The sequence below is a fragment of the Streptomyces cinnamoneus genome (assembly GCF_002939475.1).
GTDB classification, from domain to species: domain Bacteria; phylum Actinomycetota; class Actinomycetes; order Streptomycetales; family Streptomycetaceae; genus Streptomyces; species Streptomyces cinnamoneus_A.
This window is the reverse complement of the sequence record NZ_PKFQ01000001.1, coordinates 6388678-6406854: the sequence shown is the minus strand read 5'-3', so window position 1 is coordinate 6406854 and position 18177 is coordinate 6388678. Positions and strand designations below refer to the sequence as shown.

General features: G+C 74.5%; 15 protein-coding genes and 1 pseudogene. 7 read left to right on the top strand and 9 right to left on the bottom strand.

Annotation, left to right across the window (positions count from 1 at the left end; genetic code table 11):
• Positions 1–33: 33 nt before the first annotated feature.
• Complete coding sequence (locus tag CYQ11_RS28125) at positions 34–1089, bottom strand: NAD(P)-dependent alcohol dehydrogenase (protein ID WP_099198698.1); 1056 nt, start codon at positions 1087–1089, stop codon at positions 34–36.
• A gap of 117 nt (positions 1090–1206) precedes the next feature.
• On the opposite strand from CYQ11_RS28125, the gene CYQ11_RS28120 reads away from it, so the two are divergent.
• The gene (locus CYQ11_RS28120; RefSeq protein ID WP_099198738.1) at positions 1207–2085 is read left to right on the top strand and encodes a helix-turn-helix transcriptional regulator; all 879 of its coding nucleotides are present in this window, start codon (positions 1207–1209) and stop codon (positions 2083–2085) included.
• Positions 2086–2372: 287 nt separating this feature from the next.
• Here the strand turns inward: CYQ11_RS28120 and CYQ11_RS28115 are convergent, their stop codons facing one another.
• Both CYQ11_RS28115 and CYQ11_RS28110 read right to left on the bottom strand, forming a co-directional pair.
• A complete protein-coding gene (locus tag CYQ11_RS28115) occupies positions 2373–3446 on the bottom strand; it encodes a S1 family peptidase (RefSeq protein WP_099198697.1) in 1074 nt (357 codons plus the stop codon).
• 398 nt (positions 3447–3844) lie between these two features.
• On the bottom strand, positions 3845–4420 hold the full coding sequence (locus tag CYQ11_RS28110; protein WP_099198696.1) for a CGNR zinc finger domain-containing protein: 576 nt from the start codon (positions 4418–4420) through the stop codon (positions 3845–3847).
• 102 nt (positions 4421–4522) lie between these two features.
• On the opposite strand from CYQ11_RS28110, the gene CYQ11_RS28105 reads away from it, so the two are divergent.
• Positions 4523–5470 (top strand): phosphotriesterase family protein, encoded by a 948-nt coding sequence (locus CYQ11_RS28105; protein WP_099198695.1) that lies wholly within the window; start codon positions 4523–4525, stop codon positions 5468–5470.
• A 16-nt stretch (positions 5471–5486) separates the two neighbouring features.
• On the opposite strand, the gene CYQ11_RS28100 is transcribed toward CYQ11_RS28105, so the two are convergent.
• The 5 genes and pseudogenes from CYQ11_RS28100 to CYQ11_RS28080 form a co-directional block, all read right to left on the bottom strand.
• Entirely contained in the window at positions 5487–8441 is a 2955-nt protein-coding gene (locus tag CYQ11_RS28100) for an AfsR/SARP family transcriptional regulator (RefSeq protein ID WP_099198694.1), read from the bottom strand.
• Between the two features lie 156 nt (positions 8442–8597).
• Entirely contained in the window at positions 8598–9542 is a 945-nt protein-coding gene (locus CYQ11_RS28095) for a TIGR04222 domain-containing membrane protein (protein WP_099198693.1), read from the bottom strand.
• Positions 9539–10808 (bottom strand): annotated as a pseudogene (locus CYQ11_RS28090) (MbnB/TglH/ChrH family RiPP precursor modification enzyme). Before CYQ11_RS28090 ends, CYQ11_RS28095 begins: the two are co-directional and overlap by 4 nt.
• A gap of 165 nt (positions 10809–10973) precedes the next feature.
• Positions 10974–11990, bottom strand: coding sequence for an isopenicillin N synthase family dioxygenase (locus tag CYQ11_RS28085; RefSeq protein ID WP_099198692.1), 1017 nt, complete (start codon positions 11988–11990; stop codon positions 10974–10976).
• Positions 11991–12327: 337 nt separating this feature from the next.
• Positions 12328–12642, bottom strand: a complete 315-nt coding sequence (locus CYQ11_RS28080; protein WP_099198691.1) for a putative quinol monooxygenase — start codon at positions 12640–12642, stop codon at positions 12328–12330.
• 346 nt (positions 12643–12988) lie between these two features.
• On the opposite strand from CYQ11_RS28080, the gene CYQ11_RS28075 reads away from it, so the two are divergent.
• From CYQ11_RS28075 to CYQ11_RS28055, 5 genes are all read left to right on the top strand, one after another.
• A complete protein-coding gene (locus CYQ11_RS28075) occupies positions 12989–13381 on the top strand; it encodes a rodlin (protein ID WP_099198690.1) in 393 nt (130 codons plus the stop codon).
• Between the two features lie 359 nt (positions 13382–13740).
• Positions 13741–14433 (top strand): DedA family protein, encoded by a 693-nt coding sequence (locus CYQ11_RS28070; RefSeq protein WP_099198689.1) that lies wholly within the window; start codon positions 13741–13743, stop codon positions 14431–14433.
• Positions 14433–15062 carry a phosphatase PAP2 family protein gene (locus CYQ11_RS28065; RefSeq protein ID WP_099198688.1) on the top strand — a complete coding sequence of 210 codons (630 nt, stop codon included), beginning with the start codon at positions 14433–14435 and terminating at the stop codon, positions 15060–15062. The genes CYQ11_RS28070 and CYQ11_RS28065 overlap by 1 nt, the downstream gene beginning before the upstream one ends.
• Positions 15059–15766, top strand: coding sequence for a phosphatase PAP2 family protein (locus CYQ11_RS28060; RefSeq protein WP_099198687.1), 708 nt, complete (start codon positions 15059–15061; stop codon positions 15764–15766). The genes CYQ11_RS28065 and CYQ11_RS28060 overlap by 4 nt, the downstream gene beginning before the upstream one ends.
• Positions 15767–15835: 69 nt before the next feature.
• Complete coding sequence (locus CYQ11_RS28055) at positions 15836–17122, top strand: exo-beta-N-acetylmuramidase NamZ family protein (RefSeq protein WP_099198686.1); 1287 nt, start codon at positions 15836–15838, stop codon at positions 17120–17122.
• 7 nt (positions 17123–17129) lie between these two features.
• On the opposite strand, the gene CYQ11_RS28050 is transcribed toward CYQ11_RS28055, so the two are convergent.
• Entirely contained in the window at positions 17130–18089 is a 960-nt protein-coding gene (locus CYQ11_RS28050; RefSeq protein WP_146104754.1) for a polysaccharide deacetylase family protein, read from the bottom strand.
• Between the last annotated feature and the right edge of the window lie 88 nt (positions 18090–18177).

Genomic DNA, 18177 nt, shown 5'->3' with positions numbered 1-18177 from the left:
CCGGGGCCGGCCGCCGGCGCACGCGGTCGGACGTCAGATCGTCGCGGTGTCGATGACGAAGCGGTAGCGGACGTCGCTGGCCAGCACGCGCTCGTATGCCTCGTTGATCTGGTCGGCGCGGATCAGCTCGATCTCCGAGGCGATGCCGTGCTCGCCGCAGAAGTCCAGCATCTCCTGGGTCTCCCGGATGCCGCCGATCATCGATCCGGCGAACGACTTGCGCGCCGCGATCAAGGCGAACGGGGAGACCGACAAGGGGTTCTCCGGGGCGCCCAGCTGGACGAGGGTGCCGCCGGTCCGCAGCAGGCCCAGGTAGGCGTCCAGGTCGAGGTCGGCGGAGACGGTGTTGAGGATCAGGTCGAAGGTGCCGGCAAGCTCCTCGAAGATCGCCGGGTCGGAGGTGGCGTGGTAGTGGTCCGCGCCCAGCCGCAGGCCGTCGTCCTTCTTGCGCAGCGACTGGCTGAGGACGGTGACCTCGGCGCCCATGGCGTGCGCGAGCTTCACACCCATGTGGCCCAGGCCGCCGAGGCCGACGACGGCGACCTTCTTGCCGGGGCCGGCCTGCCAGTGGGCGAGCGGGGAGTAGAGGGTGATGCCCGCGCACAGCAGCGGGGCTGCGGCGTCGAGCGGAATGCCGTCGGGGACGCGCAGGGCGTAGTTCTCGTCGACGACGATGTGCGTGGAGTAGCCGCCCTGGGTGACCTGTCCGTCGCGGCCGGTCGCGTTGTAGGTGCCGACCATGCCGAGCTCGCCGGTGCAGTACTGCTGGAGACCGGCACGGCAGTTGTCGCACTCCCGGCAGGAGTCGACGAAGCAGCCGACGCCGACGCGGTCGCCGGGGGCGTAGCGGGTGACGCCGGGGCCGACCTCGGCGACCACGCCCGCTATCTCGTGGCCGGGAACGATCGGGAAGTGACCGCCCTCGCCCCACTCGGCCCGGGCGGTGTGGATGTCGGAGTGGCAGATGCCGGCGAACTTGATGTCGATCAGGATGTCGTGCGCACCCAGCTCGCGGCGGGGGATCTCCGTCCTCTCCAGGGGGGCCTTCGGTGCGGGCGCGGCGTACGCGGCGACAGTGTTGTGCGTCATGCGTCGATCGTGCCGGAGCCCGTACCGGCCAGCCAGGTCCCCCTTGAACGTAGGCTCGCCGTGCCTACCACCGGCAGGACCACCTTGTGTCCTCGCCCCGCACGCATACTGGTGTGCATGGATCAGCGCACCGAGCTCACCGAGTTCCTCCGCTCCCGCCGCGCCCGGCTCCGGCCCGAGGACGTGGGCCTGACCGCGCACGGGGGCCGCCGGCGGGTACCGGGGCTGCGGCGCGAGGAGCTGGCGCAGCTGGCGGGCGTCAGCGCCGCCTACTACACGCGCCTGGAACAGGGCCGCGGGCAGAACGTCTCCGCTTCCGTGCTCGGCGCGATAGCGGACGCGCTGCGGCTGAGCGGGACCGAGCGGGACCACCTGACGCACCTGGCCCGCCCGCGCGCGAGGAAGGCGGGGGCGGCGGCCCGTCCGCAGCGGGTGCGTCCCTCGGTGCAGCACCTGATGGACGCCATGGACAGCGTCCCGGCCTACGTCCTCGGCCACCGCATGGACGTCATCGCCTGGAACCGGCTCGCCTGTGCCCTGCTGGGCGACTTCCCCTCCATGCCGCCGCAGCAGCGCAACATAGCCTGGCAGATCTTCCTCAACCCGGCCTCCCGGTCGCTGTACACCGAATGGGAGCGCAAGGCGGACGACGTCGTCGCCTGTCTGCGGCTCTACGCCGGCTGCCATCCCGACGACGCCCGCCTGGCGGCGCTCGTCGGCGAACTGTCGGTCAAGAGCGAGGAGTTCCGTACGCTGTGGGCCGCCCACCGGGTGCGGGGCAAGGGCTTCGGGGTGAAGGAGCTGCACCATCCCCTGGTGGGCCCGCTGACGCTGTCCTACGAGACGCTGGTCCTGCCGGCCGACCAGGACCAGCAGCTGATCACTTACCACGCCGAGCCCGGCTCGGCGTCCGCCGAGTCGCTTCGGCTGCTGGCCAGTTGGACGCTCACCGCGAGCGACGACGACGCGGCGGTGCCGGCGCAGCCGTCGGCCTAGGGGGTGTCCGATGGGTCAGCACGGGCCCTGCGGTGTCCGGCACGGCACCTCGCTGCGTTGTCGCATCAGCCGAGGACGCCCGGTCCGAGGCAGATGCTCCGCCTTGCGATCTACCGCACCGGACACCGCAGGACCCGCACCGACCCATCGGACACCCCCTAGCAGCCCCGCGCGACGGCGCGCGGGAGAGGACCGGGGCGGAAGGGGGCCCCCGGGCCGTGGAGGGGCCCGGGGGCCGTGGAGGGGCCCGGGGGCCGTGGCACCGTGGGGGAGGTGCCCGGGGGTGGTCAGGGGATCTGGGCGCCGACCGCCTGGAGGGCGGCGGGCACCGGCTGGAAGAACGTCTCCCCGCCGGAGGAGCAGTCGCCGCTGCCGCCGGAGGTGAGGCCCAGGGCCGCGTCGCCGTCGAAGAGGGCGCCGCCGCTGTCGCCCGGCTCGGCGCAGACCGTGGTGTCGATCAGGCCCTCGACCGTGCCCTCCTCGTAGTTGACGGTCGCGTCGAGGCCGGTGACCTCGCCGCCGTGGACCTGGGTGGTGCTGCCGCTGCGCTGCACCTGCTCGCCGACGGTGGCTTCGGCGGCGCGGCTGATGTTCTGCGAGCCGCCGTCGTAGAGGTCCACCGCGCTCGGGTGGGAGGCGCCGGAGGCGTAGCGCACGAGCGCGTAGTCGTGGCCGGGGAAGGAGGAGGTCTCCGTGGTGCCGACGCGGGAGCCGCCCTGGGAGGCGGACCAGCTCGACGAGGCGTTGCCGCAGTGTCCGGCGGTGAGGAAGTAGGGCTTGCCGGACTTGGTGACGTTGAAGCCGAGGGAACAGCGCACCCCGCTGCCCCAGATGGCGTCGCCGCCGGCGACGTAGGGGCGCAGGGTGGCGGAGGTCCGTTTGATCCTGGCCTTGTCGCCGAGCCCGGCGACGACGGTCTGAAGCCGCTGCAGGGCGGCGCCCGTGACCGTGCGGTCGGCGGTGACGACGACCTGGTTGGTCCTGGGGTCGACGGACCAGGCGGTGCCGGGGACGGTCGCGCGGGCGGCGAGGGTCTCTCTGGCCGAGGCGAGCTCGGCGGCCGAGTGCTTCACCTGACGCGCGACGGCACCCGTGGCCCGCACCCTCGCGGCCGCCGCCTCGTCCACGACCGTGACGACGAGCTTGCCGGCCGAGGCGTCGTAGTACGAACCGGCCGTGGCGGGCCCGAGGTCGGCCGCGATGTGCTGGGCGAGTTCACCCGCCCGGAGCGCGGACAGGGCGGACGGCGCCGGTCCGGACGCCGCCTGGGCGCTCTGCAGGGTGAGCGAGGCGGCGGTGAGGGCGAGGGTGCCGGCCGCGGCCAGGGCCGCGCGCCGTTTGGGTATGCGTGAGCCGTTCAACTCGTGGACCTCCTGTGAGGGGGGTGTGCCCACGCGGCGTGAAAGGCACCGGGGGCCCTGGAGGAGTGAGACGGCACGAGCGCGACCGCACGTCGCGTTCATGCCAATGGGGTAGTGCGATCGAGTGTCCCGGCGGCACACGGCGGCACACAAGAAGACATCCGGTCGCACACAATCACCCAAGGGTGTGTGCGAAATTGCTCTCGATCGCCCTCGCTTGACGATCCGTCAGGAACTCCCGGAGGTCATCCCCGTCGGCGCCCCGGAGGCGAGAGGCCCGGCGGACGAGCGGTTAACGGACGGAAAGGAATGCGACTGTCCGGTAATCGCCTCTCTCCGCCTCGGGACGGCGCCGCCCGCCCGGACGCGACCACCGCCTGCCGTAGCCGAGCGGCCCCTCACTCCGCCGCCCGGCGCCGCTCGCGCAGGGCCCGGACGCGCCCGCGGCTCGCGCAGGCGGGTGCGGGGCACCAGCGGCGCCGGCCGGTGGGGTTGGCGAAGACGCCCCGGCAGTCGTGCTCGGGGCACACGGCGAGGGTGTGGCGTTCGACTCCGGTGAGGTGGTCGACGGCCTGCCGGGCGATGCGGACGAGGGCCGCGTCCGTGGTGGGCGGCGGCTCGCACACCAGGCGCCCGGGCGCCGCGGCGAGACGTACGGGACCGGGATCGGCACCGCCCGCATTCAGGAAGCGCTCGAGCGCCGCGACGGCCTCACCGGGCGGCGCCTCCCCCCCGACGACGGCGAGCGCGAGCACGCGCAGCGTCTCGCGCAGGGCACGGGCCCGCTCCAGGTCGGCCGGGGTGGGCGGCCGGGCGGGCGCCAGCTCGCTGCGCTCCAGCCACTCCGCGAGCCTGGCCGGCGTGGCAACGCGCTCGACGGGATCCGCGCCGAAGCTGCGGCCGCGGGTCGCGAGCAGGTTGAGCCACACGGCACCGCAGTCGAAGCGGAAGGCCAGCTTGTCGTCGTCCTTCATCCCGGCATCGTAACGCTCCACCCGTTACAGTGATCACCGTCGACGTAACGGCTGACGCGTTACAGCGCTCTTCGGGGCGTCCGGACCGGGAGGGGAACCCTTATGTCACCTATGTCACCGCGGGAAGCAAGCAGCAGGCCGGTCGTGCGGACCGTCCTCGGCGACGTTCCGGCCGAGGAGCTGGGAGTGTGCGACGCGCACGACCACCTCTTCCTGCGCAGCCCGCTGCTGCCGGGGCGGGAGCTGGACGATCCGGGGGCCGCGGAGGCCGAGTTGCGGGCCTTCGCCGGGCTCGGCGGCCGGGCGGTGGTGCAGTGGACCCCGCGCGGGATGGGGCGGCGCCGCGCGCACCTGGCCCGGCTGGCGCGGGCCACCGGGGTCCACCTCGTCGCCGCGACCGGCCTGCACCAGGCCGCGCACTACGACGAAGCGCTGCTGGAGCGGTCCTGGGACCGGCTCGCCGAGCTGTTCGTCGACGACCTGACAACCGCCCCGGTGCGCGCGGGCCTGGTCAAGGTGGCCGGCGCCTTCCACGGCCTGGACCGGCACGCCCGGCACGTCATGACCGCGGCCGCCCACGCCCACCACGCCACCGGAGCGCCCGTCGCCGTGCACCTCGAACTCGGCACGGGCGCCCTCGACGTGCTCGACCTGCTCTGCGACGGGCACGGCGTGCCGCCCACGAGCGTGGTCCTCGGCCACCTGGGCCGCTCCCCCGACGTCCGCGCCCAGCTGGCGGCGGCGCGGGCGGGGGCGTTCCTCGCCTTCGACGGGCCTTCGCGCGCGCATCACGCGACGGACTGGCGGCTGTTCGACTCGCTGGCCGCGCTCGCCGACGCCGGGCACGCCGACCGCCTCCTGCTCGGCGGCGACACCACCACCCGCGCCGCCCGGGCGGCGGGCGGCGAAGGACCGGGCATGCCCTACCTGTTGAGCGGCCTCAGGCCGCGGCTGGCCCGGGAGCTGGGCGAGGACTTCGTCCAGCGCGTCTTCGTGGACAACCCGGCCCGCGCCTTCGCGGCGCCCTGGCGGCCGGCGCCGGCCGCCTGACCGCCGCGGGCCGCTCTCAGTGGGCCCAGCCGGTCTCGCCCTCGTACGAGCCTTCCCAGCCGATGAGCACCTGGAGGTCGTCGGCCTCCGGCACCCCCATGCGGGCGAAGAAGGCGTGGGCGGCGAGCCAGCAGGCGCGGGCGCGGTCGGGCCGGGAGAGCTGGTCCAGCGCGTGGCCGAGGACGTGGAGCGCCTTGGCCCGGCCCCAGGACTCGCCGACCTCCGCCAGGGCCGCGACGGCGAGTTCGGCGTGGATGACGGCCTCCTCGACGTGCCCCGAGCGCAGCCGGGTCTCGGCCAGCCGGAAGAGGGTGAGCCCCTCCCAGAGGCGGTTGCGGCGCCCGCGGAAGAGGCCGAGGGCCTCGGTGAGGTGCTCGGCCGCCTCCGTGGCCCGGCCGACGCCGGCCAGGACGACCCCGAGCCGGTAGAGCCCGAAGGCGACCCGGTGTCCGCCGCCCAGGCCCCGGTGGACGGCCAGGCACCGCTCGGCCGCCGCGAGGGCGCGGTCGCCCTGGCCGAGCGAGAGGTACACGCGGGCGAGCGCTCCGGTGGCGTTGGCCTCGCCGTAGCGGTCGCCGTGGGCGCGGAAGACGGCCAGGGCCTCGGCCAGGAGTCCGTGGGCCTCCTCGTGGCGGCGCATGTGCTGGGCACACCGGGAGAGCTGCACCAGGCAGTCGGCCGTGACGAGGTCGTCGCCGGCCGCGCGGCTGAGCGCCAGCACCTCGTGGCAGACGGGGACGAGTTCGTCGATGCGGTCCGCGTAGTAGTAGACGTAGCCCAGCGCGAGCCCGGCGCGGCCGGCGGCCCGGCCGTCGCCGTGGGCCGGTGCGCCGGCGGTCACCGCCCGGGCCGCCTCTTCGAACTCCCGCTCGTGGGCGCCGTATTCGAAGAGGACGTCCATCATGAGCAGCAGGTCGGCGGCGGAGGCGCAGGTGTCCGCGGCCGCGGCGGCCTGGCGCGCGGCGGCGAAGAGGCAGGGGGCCTCGGCGAAGATCCACGCGCGCGCGGCCTCGACGTTGTCGAAGGACAGGCCCGGCCCCCGGGTCCCCACCTGGAGCCGGTCCGTGCCGGGGCCGGCCAGCAGGTGGGCCGCCCGGGCCGTGGCCACGTAGAAGTCCAGCAGTCGCCGCAGCGCCGCGGCGCGTTCCCGGGGCGGCACCTCGGCTTCGGCGCGGGCCCGGGCGTGGAGCCGCAGCAGGTCGTGGAAACGGTAGCGGCCGGGGGCCGGGGACTCCAGCAGGCTGGCGTCCACGAGCGACTCGCACAGCGGCTCGGCCTCCCGCTCGGTGACGCCGAGGACGGCGCCCGCGGCGGCGGCGCAGACGTCCGGCCCGTCCGGGAGCGCCAGGAGGGCGAGCGCCCGCCGCTCACGGGAGTCGAGCCGCTCGTGGCCGGCGGCGAGTGCGTCCTCGACGGACAGCCCGGCGACGCGCAGCTCGCCGAGCCGGCGGTGGGGGTCGGCCAGTCTGGCGGCCAGGGCGGCGAGCGTCCACGAGGGCCGGGTGGCGAGGCGGGTGGCGGCGACGCGGACAGCCAGCGGCAGGAAGCCGCAGGCCGCCACCAGCTGCTCGGCGGCCTCCGGTTCGGCACGGGTGCGGCCCTCGCCCACGATCCCCGCCAGCAGCGCGAGCGCTTCCGGGACGGTCATGACGTCGAGGTCGACGAGGCGGACCGAGGGCAGCGCGGCCAGTTTGGCGCGGCCGGTGACCAGGACGGCGCACTCGGGGGTGCCGGGCAGCAACGGCCGTACCTGGTCGGCGTCGCGCGCGTCGTCCAGCACGATCAGCACCCGCCGGTCGGCGAGGCGGGTGCGGAAGAGGGCGGCCCGTTCGGCCGGTCCGTCGGGGACGGCGGACCCGGGCACGCCGAGGGCGCGCAGGAACGAGCCCAGGACGGCGGCCGGTTCGGCCGGGCTCTCGCGGGTGCCCCGCAGGTCGGCGTAGAGCCGTCCGTCGGGAAAGTCCGCCCGCAGCCGGTGGGCGACGTGGGCGGCCAGGGCGCTCTTGCCCACGCCGCCGATGCCGGAGACGGCCACGGTGACGGCCCCCTGCCTCGACGCGGGGGCCAGGGCCGCGCACAGTTCGGCGACGGCCGCGGTGCGGCCGGTGAAGTCGGCGAGGTCCCCGGGGAGGCCGGCGGCCGCGGCCGGCTCGTACGCGTCGTCCGCGGCGCAGCGGTCCGCGGCGGGCCGGGGGGCGGTCAGGCACCGGCGGACCGCGGCCAGTTCACGGCCGGGTTCCAGGCCCAGCTCCTCGGCCAGGACGCGCCGTGTGTCCTCGTACGCGGCGAGCGCCTCGGCGTGCCGGCCGTCCCGGTGCAGGGCGAGGACGTGCAGGGCGCGCAGCCGCTCGCGGAGCGGGTGGCGGGCGGTCAGGGCGGACAGCTCGGGGAGGGCGGCCTCGGGGGCGCCCAGCTCCAGGTCGAGTTCGAGGCGGCTCTCCAGGGCGGTCAGCCGCAGTTCGGTCAGCCGGGCGCGGTGGGCGGGGACGGCGGCCCCGGTGAGACCGGTCAGCGGCTCGCCGTTCCACAGGGCGGTGGCGGCGCGCAGGAGTGCGCGGGCCTCCGCCGGGCGGCCGACGGTCCGGGCGCGGCGGGCGGCGGCGAGCTGGTCCTCGAAGCGGGCCGCGTCCACGGCCCGGCGGGGCACACGCAGGGCGTAGCCGTCCGATACGGACACCAGGATCCGTGGCGTCGCGCCCGCTCCGCGCCCGGGTTCGAGCAGCTTGCGGAGCCGGGACGCGTACGTGCGCAGGGTGCCCACCGCGCGCGCCGGCGGCCGGTCGCCCCATAGGGCATCCACGATCTCGGCGGCGGAGGCGGGGCGTCCGCGGCGCAGCAGCAGTTCGGCGAGGAGGCTCTGCTGCTGCGGCGACCCCAGTTCCAGGGCCTGCTCGCCACGCCAGGCACGCAGCGGGCCGAGGACGGAGAACCGCAGCTCCCCGTCCCCGGCCACGGCATCGATGTCGGTCATGCCGTACTCGCCCCCGCTGCCCCCGTGCTCACCCGTTCGCCTCCCGATGGTAGGCGGGGGCCGGTCGACGGTTGTTTGACGAACTGTGAACGTGCAGGCCGGAGCCGGTACCGGGCAGGCGGCCGGCAGGGTAAGCCGGCCGCCGGTCCGCCGCTGTCAGGAGCCGCAGCTGGAACCGCCGCAGCTGGAGGAGGAGCAGCTGCTCGACGAGCTGGAGCAACTTGAGGAGCTTGAGCAGCTGGAGTAGCTGCTGCCCCCGCAGGCGGCCGAGGACGACGCGGCGGTCGTGCTGCCGGCGGTCCGGCGGGCCGTCCGGGAGGTCCGCGTCCGCGTCCGCGTCTGTGACCGGGCCGCCTTCAGCAGCTGCTGCCGCAGCACTCCGTCGTCGAGTGCGCCGACTCCGCTGACGGCGACGACGCCCGCGGCCCCCTCGGGGTGGGTGGCGGGGTTCCTGGTGCTCCAGGGGCCTTGCCGCCCGAGCGCGCGGGTGAACTCCTCGCCGGCCGGGGTGGGCTGGAGGACCTTCAGGTCGGGGCGGCACTTGACCCGCAGCACGACGCCGCCGGCGGCGAGCGCGAGCACGACGAACGGCGCGGGATAGGAGTCGGGCAGGAAGAGCAGGACGACGGCCGCGGCGAAGGCCACGACCAGTCCGGCCGTCTGCGTCCCGGCGGCGAGGCGCCAGCGGTCCTTCGCCCGCGGGGACATGAGCAGGCCCCGCTCGGCCAGCGACCGCTCGACGGCGTCCGCGGCCGGGTCGTACGGCAGCGTGGTGCGCAGTCTGCGCAAGGAGGTGTTCCAGTCGGCTCCGCAGCGTCCCAGCAGCGCCCGTTCCATGGGGTGGTGGGAGACCGCCCGGTGGACCCTGACGCGGCCGGCGGCGTTCACCTCGATGCGTTCGTCGCCGTGCATCTTGGTGATCACGGTCTCGGCGAGCCGGGTCCGGCCGCCGGTCAGGAGGGCCACTTCCAGCAGCTCCGGCTCGGCGGCCGGTGTGCCGGGGACGGTGGGGGTGAGCGCCTTGCGGCGGGCGGCCAGGAGCCAGGCCGTGGGCGGGAACAGGGCGAGTGTCGCCACGATGAGGGCAGCAATCACGGTCACTTGCCTTTCGTGCGGCGCGCGAGGCGTCGGGCGCGAAGGGCCGGTACGAGCCGGCGAAGAGGACCCCGGGCGGAGGGCGTCCGGTCGGCCAGCCAGCCGGCCAGCGAGCGCCGTCGCGCGGGGTCGGTGAGGGCACCGCCGTCGAGCAGGTGCCCGGCGAAGTCGAGGGCGTCGCGGTGGTAGCCGTCGGTCATGGGGCGGCTCCGGGCGTACGCCGCGAAGAGGCCGGCGAAGTCCTCGCCGAGGATGCGCGGCAGGTCGGGTGCGACCTTGGCGACCACGTGCGTGCGCTTGGTGAGCAGCGCCCGGCGCTGCGCACGCAGCCGGTCCCGGTCGAAGCCGGGCGGGGCCGGGGAGTCCGCGACGAGGGCGGAGAGCAGGGCGTGCTGGGCGAGCGCGACCCGCTGCCGGGCGGCGTCGGTGTTCCGGTCAGACACGGGCTGTTCCCCGGGTGACCGCGCGGATGGCGTCGAGTTCGGCGGCCAGCTCGCCCGCCTCGGGGAAGTCGTCGTCGCGTTCGAGGAGCACGCCGGGCGGTGTGGTGCGGTCGCACAGCTCGCCCAGGACGTCGAGGACCGGGCGGGTGACGGGGTGGGCGTGGCTGTCGTGCCAGAGCCCGTCGCGCTCGAAGCCGCCCGCCACGTGGACGTAGGCGATGGCCTCCAGGGGCAGCTCGTCGAGGGCGGCGGCCGGGTCCTCGCCGCGGTTGACGTGGTTGGTGTGCAGGTTGGCGACGTCGACGAGGAGGCGGACGCCGGTCCGCTCGACCAGCTCGGCGAGGAAGCGGCCTTCGCTGAGCTCCTCGTCGGGCCAGGTCAGGTAGGCCGCGATGTTCTCCAGGGCGAGCGGCACGGGCAGCAGGTCCTGGGCGATGCGCACGTTCTCGCACAGGACGTCCAGGGCGTCCCGCGTGCGCGGCACGGGCAGCAGGTGCCCGGCCTCGATGCGGGACGAGGCGGTCAGCGGGCCGCCGGAGCGGACGAAGGCGATGTGCTCGGAGACCAGCGGCGCGCCGAGCTCGTCGGCGAGTTCGGCGAGGGCGACGAGTCTGCCCAGGTCGGGCCGGTCGGCGCCGCCCAGGCCCAGGGAGACGCCGTGCGGCACGACGGTCGTACCGCGCTCGCGCAGCCGGCGCAGCGGCTCGGGCAGGTGGCCGCTGCACATGTTCTCCGCGACGACCTCGACCCAGTCGACACCGGGCAGGCCCGCTATGTCGTCGGCTATCTCCGGACGCCAGCCCACACCGGTGCCCAACACCTTGCTCATGATCACTTCCCCCGTGTTCCCCCGTGGCGCCGAGCGCCGATGCGAAGGTGATTCCCGCTTCTCACCTTATAAACCCTTGATCGGGGGCGAGAGTGCGCGACGGGGTGTGATCTTTTCACCGGCGGGCGGGCCGGCCCCGTGGCGGGGCCGGCCCGGACAGGCGGGTCAGGCGACGGGCGCGCCCTCTTCCAGGAGCGCGGCGTGGTGGCGGCGGGCGACGCCGGGGTGGGCGCGGAGCCAGCCCTTGATCTCGTTGCGGCCGTACTCGGCGAACAGCGGATTGGCCGCGTCCTGGGTGACGCCCGGGGCGCGGTGGGCGTACGGGAAGGAGACGGGCTCGATCCGGGCGTCGAGCCGCGGGTTGTAGAAGAAGGGGACGGAGTAGCGCTCACGGGTGCCGGGCGGGCTGACCACGCGGTGGTTGGTGGCCTTGAGGTAGCCGTTGGTCGCCACCTCCAGCAGCTCGCCCAGGTTGATCACGAACGCGCCGGGCAGCGGCGGCACGTCGATGAAGGTCCCGTCGGGGCTCTCGACCTGGAGGCCGCCGACCTCGTCCTGGAGCAGCAGGGTCAGGAAGCCGTAGTCCTTGTGGGCACCGACGCCCTGGCCCGCGCCGTCGGGGGCGCTGCCGGGGTAGCGGACGAGCTTGAGGTGCAGGTGGGGGCGGTCGGCGAAGGCCTCGTCGTAGAAGTCCTCGGGGGCGCCGATCGCGGCGAGCAGCTCGTGCAGCAGCCGGCCGGCGACCTCGCTGAGCCGGTCGATCCAGTGCAGGGCGGTGGTGCGCAGCTCGGGGAGGCCGGCGGGCCACTGGTTCGGGCCCTCCAGCCACCAGTAGCCGGGCTCGTCCGGGGCGGGGACGTGGGCGGGGCGCTCGGCGCCTATGTCGAGCTGGTCCCGCCAGTCCTGGCTGCCGCCGGTGCGCTCGTCACCGATGCGCGTGTAGCCGCGGAAGTGCGGGGAGTTGAGGTTGCTGATCGCCAGGCGGTCCGCCTCCGGGAGGGCGAAGAACGCCCGCATGGCGCTCGTCAGCTCCGCGGTCTCGGCGGGGGTGATGCCGTGGCCGGTCAGGTGGAAGAAGCCCACGTCACGGGCGGCGGTGTGCAGCGCCTCGTGGAACCGGGCGCGCGCCTTCGGGCCGGCGTGAGCGGCGGAGAGGTCGAGGACGGGAAGCTCGTTCGTCATGAGAAGTCCACAGCGTGAGGCCCGGCGAACGCCCGGCGGTGGCCGGACGGTCCGCTGTGCCGCGGCAGGGTGTGCGGACAGAGCGGAGCCGGGGAGTGGCTAGGAAAGATAAGTGAAAGGAGAAAAGAGGCGGCCTCGGACCCAGAAGGACGGGCCGGGCGCAGCGCGTGAGGTCAGCCGCAGCGGCGACAGGACATGCTGGTGACGCGGACGAAGTCCACGTGGCGGCGCTTGACGAGCATGTTCACACCTCAGAGGGTATACGGCTCCGGCGCCGGCCGAACCGCCCGGCGGGGTGGCACGCGTCACATGACGTTCACATTCCGTATTCCCGCGTTCACATGCGGCGCTTGTCGACCACCAGCGTCCGTTCGTAGTGCCGCATCTCCTCGATGTCGCCGGCGTACGGTCCGACCTCGGCGAGGAAGGGCGGGAAGTGGGGTCCGGCGCGAAATCCCCGCTCGTGGTCCTCGACCGAGGACCATTCGATGCGCAGGACGTAGCGGTCCGGTTCCTCGACGCCGCGCGAGAGCTCGTAGCCCAGGCACTGCGGTGCGGAGTACAGGTGTGCGGCCGCCGCGGCATACGCCTTCTCGAATGCGGTGCGGCGGTCGGGGTCGGCGATGCGGTAACGGACGTATTCGACGGTCACGACGACCCTCCTCCCGGCGGCCCCGTCGATGGACGGCGGGGAACCGCGCCGCGTTGCGCGGCGTTCCCAAAAGCCCGCCCGGACGCATCTTGTGGGGGCGCTGTCCGAGCGGGCCGACGGCCGAGAAACCCGCCGCGCAGCGCACGCTACCAGCCATCCCGCCGCAAACCGGGACATCGTCACTCACATGAGCGCTTCCGTGGCTTCTCCTAAAAGGAGTTGGCCGCGGTGTTTGCGAAATGACCCGCTGGAGCGAATGAGTGAAAGTCCGGAACTTCTGATATCTCCCGGAGTTACTCAGGTCGCTTCCCGGTGGGAATCATCGATCGATCGAAAGGCAAGAGACGTGCTCAAGAAGGTACTCGCCACGGCCGCGGTAACGGCTTCCGCGGTCGGCGCCATCGCCTCCCCCGCGATGGCCATCGGCAACGACCAGGATGTCGCCAACGCCAACGGTGCGAAGACCGGCTACGGCAACACCAAGACCGGGGGCGTGGAAAGCCCGCAGATGAGCCTGATCCAGGGCACCCTGAACAAGCCGTGCATCGGCATCGGCAAGCTTGGCATCCAGTCGCTCATCGGCGCCCTCAACATCGGCCTGCAGGACGTGCCGATCCTCACGTCTCAGCAGCAGCAGCAGTGCACGGACAACTCCACGATCAACGACGGCGACGACCCGCTGTCGCACCTCCTCGACGAGATCCCGATCCTTTCGGGCAACGGCTCGGCGAACGGCTGAGGATCGGCGAAGTCCGACGGGATTCCCCCTGCTCCGGGTGTACGGGCCCCGGGGCGGGGGGATTCTCTGTGTTCGTACGCCGTGCGTGCGGACCCACCGCAGGGCACCGGCCCCCTCCCACCGGGGCCGGTGCGCCGAAGCGGCTCGCGGCGCACCGCCGTTGCCGGACCCGGGCCCTTCACCGCCCTTCGGCGGAGCCGGGAGGCGCGGTGATCGCGGGCCGGCCCCCGCGGTCACGGTCTCGGCGAGTCCGGTGACCGGCGGGCGCGGGACCCCTACAGTCGCGTTGACCGTCTACTGATTGCGGACGGTGGGGCGCTCCGGCGGCCCTGCCCTCGATCCCGGGAGGCCTCGTACTCGTGCTCGCACCACCCCCCACCCCCCTCGCTGTCAATCTCCTGGACGCGTCGTCCCTGCTGGCCGCCTTCGGCGCGCTCGGCATCGCCGTCGTGCTGTTCGCCGAGACCGGCCTGCTCGTCGGCTTCTTCCTGCCGGGCGACTCGCTGCTGTTCACCGCCGGCCTGCTGAGCAGGTCCGGCGCGCACGCGGGGCCGCACCTGGACCTGGCGCAGGTGCTCCTGGCCTCCGTCGCCGGCGCACTGGCGGGCGCGCAGTGCGGGTACGCGCTCGGGCGCCGGGGCGGCCGGGCGCTGCTGGCGCGCTCACGCAACCGGCGTCTGCACGAGGGCGCCGCGCGGGCGGAGGAACTGCTGGACCGGTACGGCCACGCCCGGGCGATCGTGCTCGCCCGTTTCGTACCGGTGGTCCGCACCGTCCTCAACCCGCTCGCCGGGGCGCTGGGCGTCCCTCCGCGCACCTTCGCGGTGTGGCAGGCCGGCGGCGGGCTGGTGTGGACGGCCGGGCTGGTGCTGGCCGGGCACGCACTGGGCTCGGCCGTTCCCCACGTGGACCGCTACCTGCTGCCGATCGTGGGCGCGGTGGTCCTGCTCTCCCTGCTGCCGGTGGCCCTGGAACTGCTGCGGAGCCGGCGCCGGGCCGCCCCTGAGGCGCCCCCGGTCTCCGCGCGCGTGGACGTGGACGGAGGACAGTGATGACAGGCATACATCCGGCGTTCCACCCCCTCTTCGACGGCTCGGGCATCGACGGGGGCCTCTACACGGACATCACCCGGGACGCCCAGCGCGCACCCTGGCTGCTGAACGACACGGTGGCCACCTGGTCGGCCTTCGGGCTGGCCCTCTTCGCCGCACTGATGCTCACCGGCTGGTGGCGGGCCCGCCGGTCGGACTCCCCCATGATGGCCAGGGCCCTGGCCACGCCGCTGGTGGTGGCGGTGGTCTACGGGGTGGACGTGGTGCTGAAGTCGCTGGTGCGGGAGGAGCGGCCCTGCCGTTCCCTTCCCGGCAGCTTCACGCTGGAGGCCTGTCCGGCCCCGCACGACTGGTCCTTCCCCAGCAACCACGCGGTGATCGCCTTCGCCGCCGCCACGGCGCTGTGGCTCGTCGACCGCCGGCTCGGCGCGGTGGCGGTGACGGCCGCGGTCGCCATGGCCGCCTCCCGGGTCTGGGTCGGGGTGCACTATCCGCACGACGTGGCCGCGGGCGCGCTGATGGGCATCGCGCTGGCCGTGCCCCTGACCGTGGGGGCCACCCGGGCGACGCCCTGGGTGGAGCGCGCCCGCGAGGGCCGGCTGCGTCCGTTCCTGCTGACCGCCGCATGACCGGCCGGCGATCCGCGGCGGCGGTGGTGGCCGCCTGCGCGGTGATGGTCCTGGCCGGGCTGACCACCCTGGTGACGGCCGCCCACGGCGCACCGCTCATGGTGGACCGGGAACTGCACCACACGGCGCTGGAGCACCGGTCGGGCCTGGTCAGTGCCGCGGCGAGGGCCCTGACGTCGACCGGCACCGGCCTCTTCCCGTACGCGGTCGCGGCGGCGGCCGGCTGGCTGGCCTGCCGGCCGGGCCGGCCGGCGCCGCGGCGGCTGCCGGTGGTCCTTGCGGCCGTGGCGGCGCTGGGCCTGGGGCAGGTGGTGCGCATCGGGATGCGGACCGCCGTGGACCGGCCGCGGCCGCCGGCCCCCGACTGGGTCACCGAGGCCCATCAGGCGGCCTTCCCCTCGGGGCACGCCACGACGAGCGCGCTGGCGGCGGGGCTGCTGGCGTGGGCGCTGCTGCGGGCGGCGCCGCGCCGGGCGGGGCGGGCGGCCGCTGCGTGCTGCGGGCTGTGGGCGGTGGGCGTCGCGGGCACCCGGGTCTATCTGGGCGTCCACTGGCCCACGGACGTCGCCGGGGGCTGGCTGCTGGCCACGTGCTGGCTCGCGCTCACGCTCCCGGTGCTGGCGCGCGTCGCGGACGATCCCGGTTCGTCGTCCCTCCTCCCGTCCTCTTGGCGTTCGCGTCGGCGCAAAGCCCGGACCGGGTGACGCACCGGGGGACGGCCGCGCCGCCGAGGTGCGGGGCAAGAGTCCACCGATGCTCTATTTTGCGGAGGTATGACGGTTTCTAGAAGGGCGCTGCTGGCCGCCGGTGCCGGTGGTGCGGCGGGGGCGGCGCCGGTGGTCTCCGCGGCTGCCGACGGGCGTCGCGCCGGGTGCCAGGCGGCCGCCGCGGGGCGGTCCGTACGCGTACGGACCGGCTTCGAGCGGCTGGCCGCCGACGGCTACCGGCTGCTGGAGGGCCAGCGGGTCGGCGTCATCACCAACCAGAGCGGCATCACCTCCGACGCGCGCGGTGTCGTCGACGTCATGCACGCCGACCGGCGCGTGCGCGTGACGGCCGTCTTCGGCGCCGAGCACGGCTACCGGGGCACCCCGCAGGCGGGACTGTCGGAAGGCGACTACGCCGACCCGTCGACCGGCCTGCCCGTCCACGACACCTACCGCAAGAGCGGCCGGGCCCTGGCGGAGCTGTTCGCCAAGGCCGGCGTCGACACCCTCGTCTACGACAGCCAGGACGCGGGCGCCCGCTTCTACACCTGCATCTGGACCCTCTACGACTGCATGGTGGCGGCCGCCACGGCCGGCAAGCGCTTCGTGGTCCTCGACCGGCCTAACCCCGCGTCCGGGCGGGACGCCCTCGGTCCGGTGCTCGACCGCGCCCACTCCACCTTCATCGGGCGGGCGCCCATCGCCCAGGCGCACGGCATGACCGTCGCCGAGCTGGCCCTGCTCTACAACGGCGAGTTCGTGCCGGAGGCGGCCGGCCGGGCCGTGGAGCTCGCCGTCGTGGAGATGTCGGGCTGGCGGCGGGCGGACTTCTTCGATGCCACGGGGCTGCCCTGGGTGCCGCCCAGCCCCAACATGGCGACGCCCGACACGGCGCTGGTGTACTCCGGGACCGGCATGTTCGAGGGCACCAACATGTCGGAGGGGCGGGGCACGGTCCGCCCGTTCGAGATGCTGGGCGCCGAGGGCCTCGACGGGGCGTGGGCCCGCGCGGCCAACGCCGCCGACCTGCCCGGGGTGCACTTCCGCGAGGCCTACTACGTGCCCACGTTCGGGCCGTTCCAGGGCAGGACCGTGGGCGGCCTGCACATCCACGTCCACGACCGGTACGCCTACGACCCCGTCCGCACGGGCATCGCGCTGCTGGTGACCGCCAAGCGGACCTGGAGCGGCTTCGCCTGGCGCCCGGACCGCTTCATCGACAAGCTGACCGGGTCCACCCGGGTCCGCACCATGATCGACGCGGGTGCGGACACCGAGACGGTGGTCGGCTCCTGGCGCGAGGAGCTGATGGCCTTCCGGGCGGTGCGCCGCCGCTATCTGCGCTACGACTGAGGCGGACTCAGCAGGCCAGGGGGTTGGGGACCTGCTCGCCGACCGGACCGGTGTTGCGGCACATCTGATAGCCCTGGGCCTGGAGGTCGGTGATGATGCCGGCGAGGGCCTCGGGATAGTTGCTGAAGAGGTGGCCGAGGACCACGCCGTTGTGCTTCTCCTCCGGTGTCGCGTCCCGCACGCTGGCCCGGATGTCGTCGGCGCTGCGGGCGTTGCCCTGCGTCTTCTCCCAGTCGTGCGTGTCGATCGTCCAGTTGCAGATCCGCATCCCCGCCTCGGCCGCGATCTCCTTCTCCCGCTCGCCGAAGTCACCGTAGGGGGGCCGCAGGAGGTTGCCGGTCACCCCGCCCCGGATCTCGTCCTTGGACTCCTCGTCGGTGAGGCTCGGCAGGTGGCGGTGGGAGACCGTGTGGTTGCCCACCCAGTGCCCCTGCTGCCGCAGGGTGGAGGCGACCTGCGGGTACTGGGCGGCGTACTTGTTGATGAGGAAGAAGGCCGCCCGCACGCCCTGCGCCTGGAGCTGGGCGCCGATGCGCACGGGACGCTCGGGGTCGCTGTAGGCCCAGTCGTCCAGCGTCAGCAGGACCCGTCCCGAGGTGTTGCCGCAGCGCTCGTGGTCGTAGACGCCCTCGGCCTCCTGGGGGACGCCGGGCGGGGGCGCGGGGGGCGGGCCGCCGCCGTGGGGGACGCCGTCGCCGCCGCCGTGGTGGCCCCCGGCCTTGCCGGCCGGTTTGGCGGCCGAGCGGTGGGCGGGGGTCCTGGCCTGGCACTCGGCCTCCTGGGCCCGGCCCGCGTTCGCGGCGGCGCCGGCCGGCTGGCATTCCAGCTGGTCGTCGTCCATGGCGGTCACCGCGAACGCCGAGCAGGCCACCAGGGCGGAGGCGGCAGCCGCCGTCCTCAGCGGCGCCCGCCGGCGCCGCCGGTGACGGCCACGACCACGCCGGAAGACTTCACGGTACCCGGACATGCACGACTCCTCACGGGTGACGGACCGCCAGGAACACGGCGGTCCGTCACCTCACACCGGCGCACCACGCCGGTTCGATGATCTTGAC

What these genes read in the sequence shown, in the direction of transcription:
- CYQ11_RS28125 (WP_099198698.1), bottom strand. Translation starts at nt 1,089, where the DNA reads ATGACGCACAACACTGTCGCCGCGTACGCCGCGCCCGCACCGAAGGCC.
- CYQ11_RS28120 (WP_099198738.1), top strand. Translation starts at nt 1,207, where the DNA reads ATGGATCAGCGCACCGAGCTCACCGAGTTCCTCCGCTCCCGCCGCGCC.
- CYQ11_RS28110 (WP_099198696.1), bottom strand. Translation starts at nt 4,420, where the DNA reads ATGAAGGACGACGACAAGCTGGCCTTCCGCTTCGACTGCGGTGCCGTG.
- CYQ11_RS28105 (WP_099198695.1), top strand. Translation starts at nt 4,523, where the DNA reads ATGTCACCTATGTCACCGCGGGAAGCAAGCAGCAGGCCGGTCGTGCGG.
- CYQ11_RS28100 (WP_099198694.1), bottom strand. Translation starts at nt 8,441, where the DNA reads ATGACCGACATCGATGCCGTGGCCGGGGACGGGGAGCTGCGGTTCTCC.
- CYQ11_RS28085 (WP_099198692.1), bottom strand. Translation starts at nt 11,990, where the DNA reads ATGACGAACGAGCTTCCCGTCCTCGACCTCTCCGCCGCTCACGCCGGC.
- CYQ11_RS28065 (WP_099198688.1), top strand. Translation starts at nt 14,433, where the DNA reads ATGACAGGCATACATCCGGCGTTCCACCCCCTCTTCGACGGCTCGGGC.
- CYQ11_RS28060 (WP_099198687.1), top strand. Translation starts at nt 15,059, where the DNA reads ATGACCGGCCGGCGATCCGCGGCGGCGGTGGTGGCCGCCTGCGCGGTG.
- CYQ11_RS28055 (WP_099198686.1), top strand. Translation starts at nt 15,836, where the DNA reads ATGACGGTTTCTAGAAGGGCGCTGCTGGCCGCCGGTGCCGGTGGTGCG.
- CYQ11_RS28050 (WP_146104754.1), bottom strand. Translation starts at nt 18,089, where the DNA reads ATGTCCGGGTACCGTGAAGTCTTCCGGCGTGGTCGTGGCCGTCACCGG.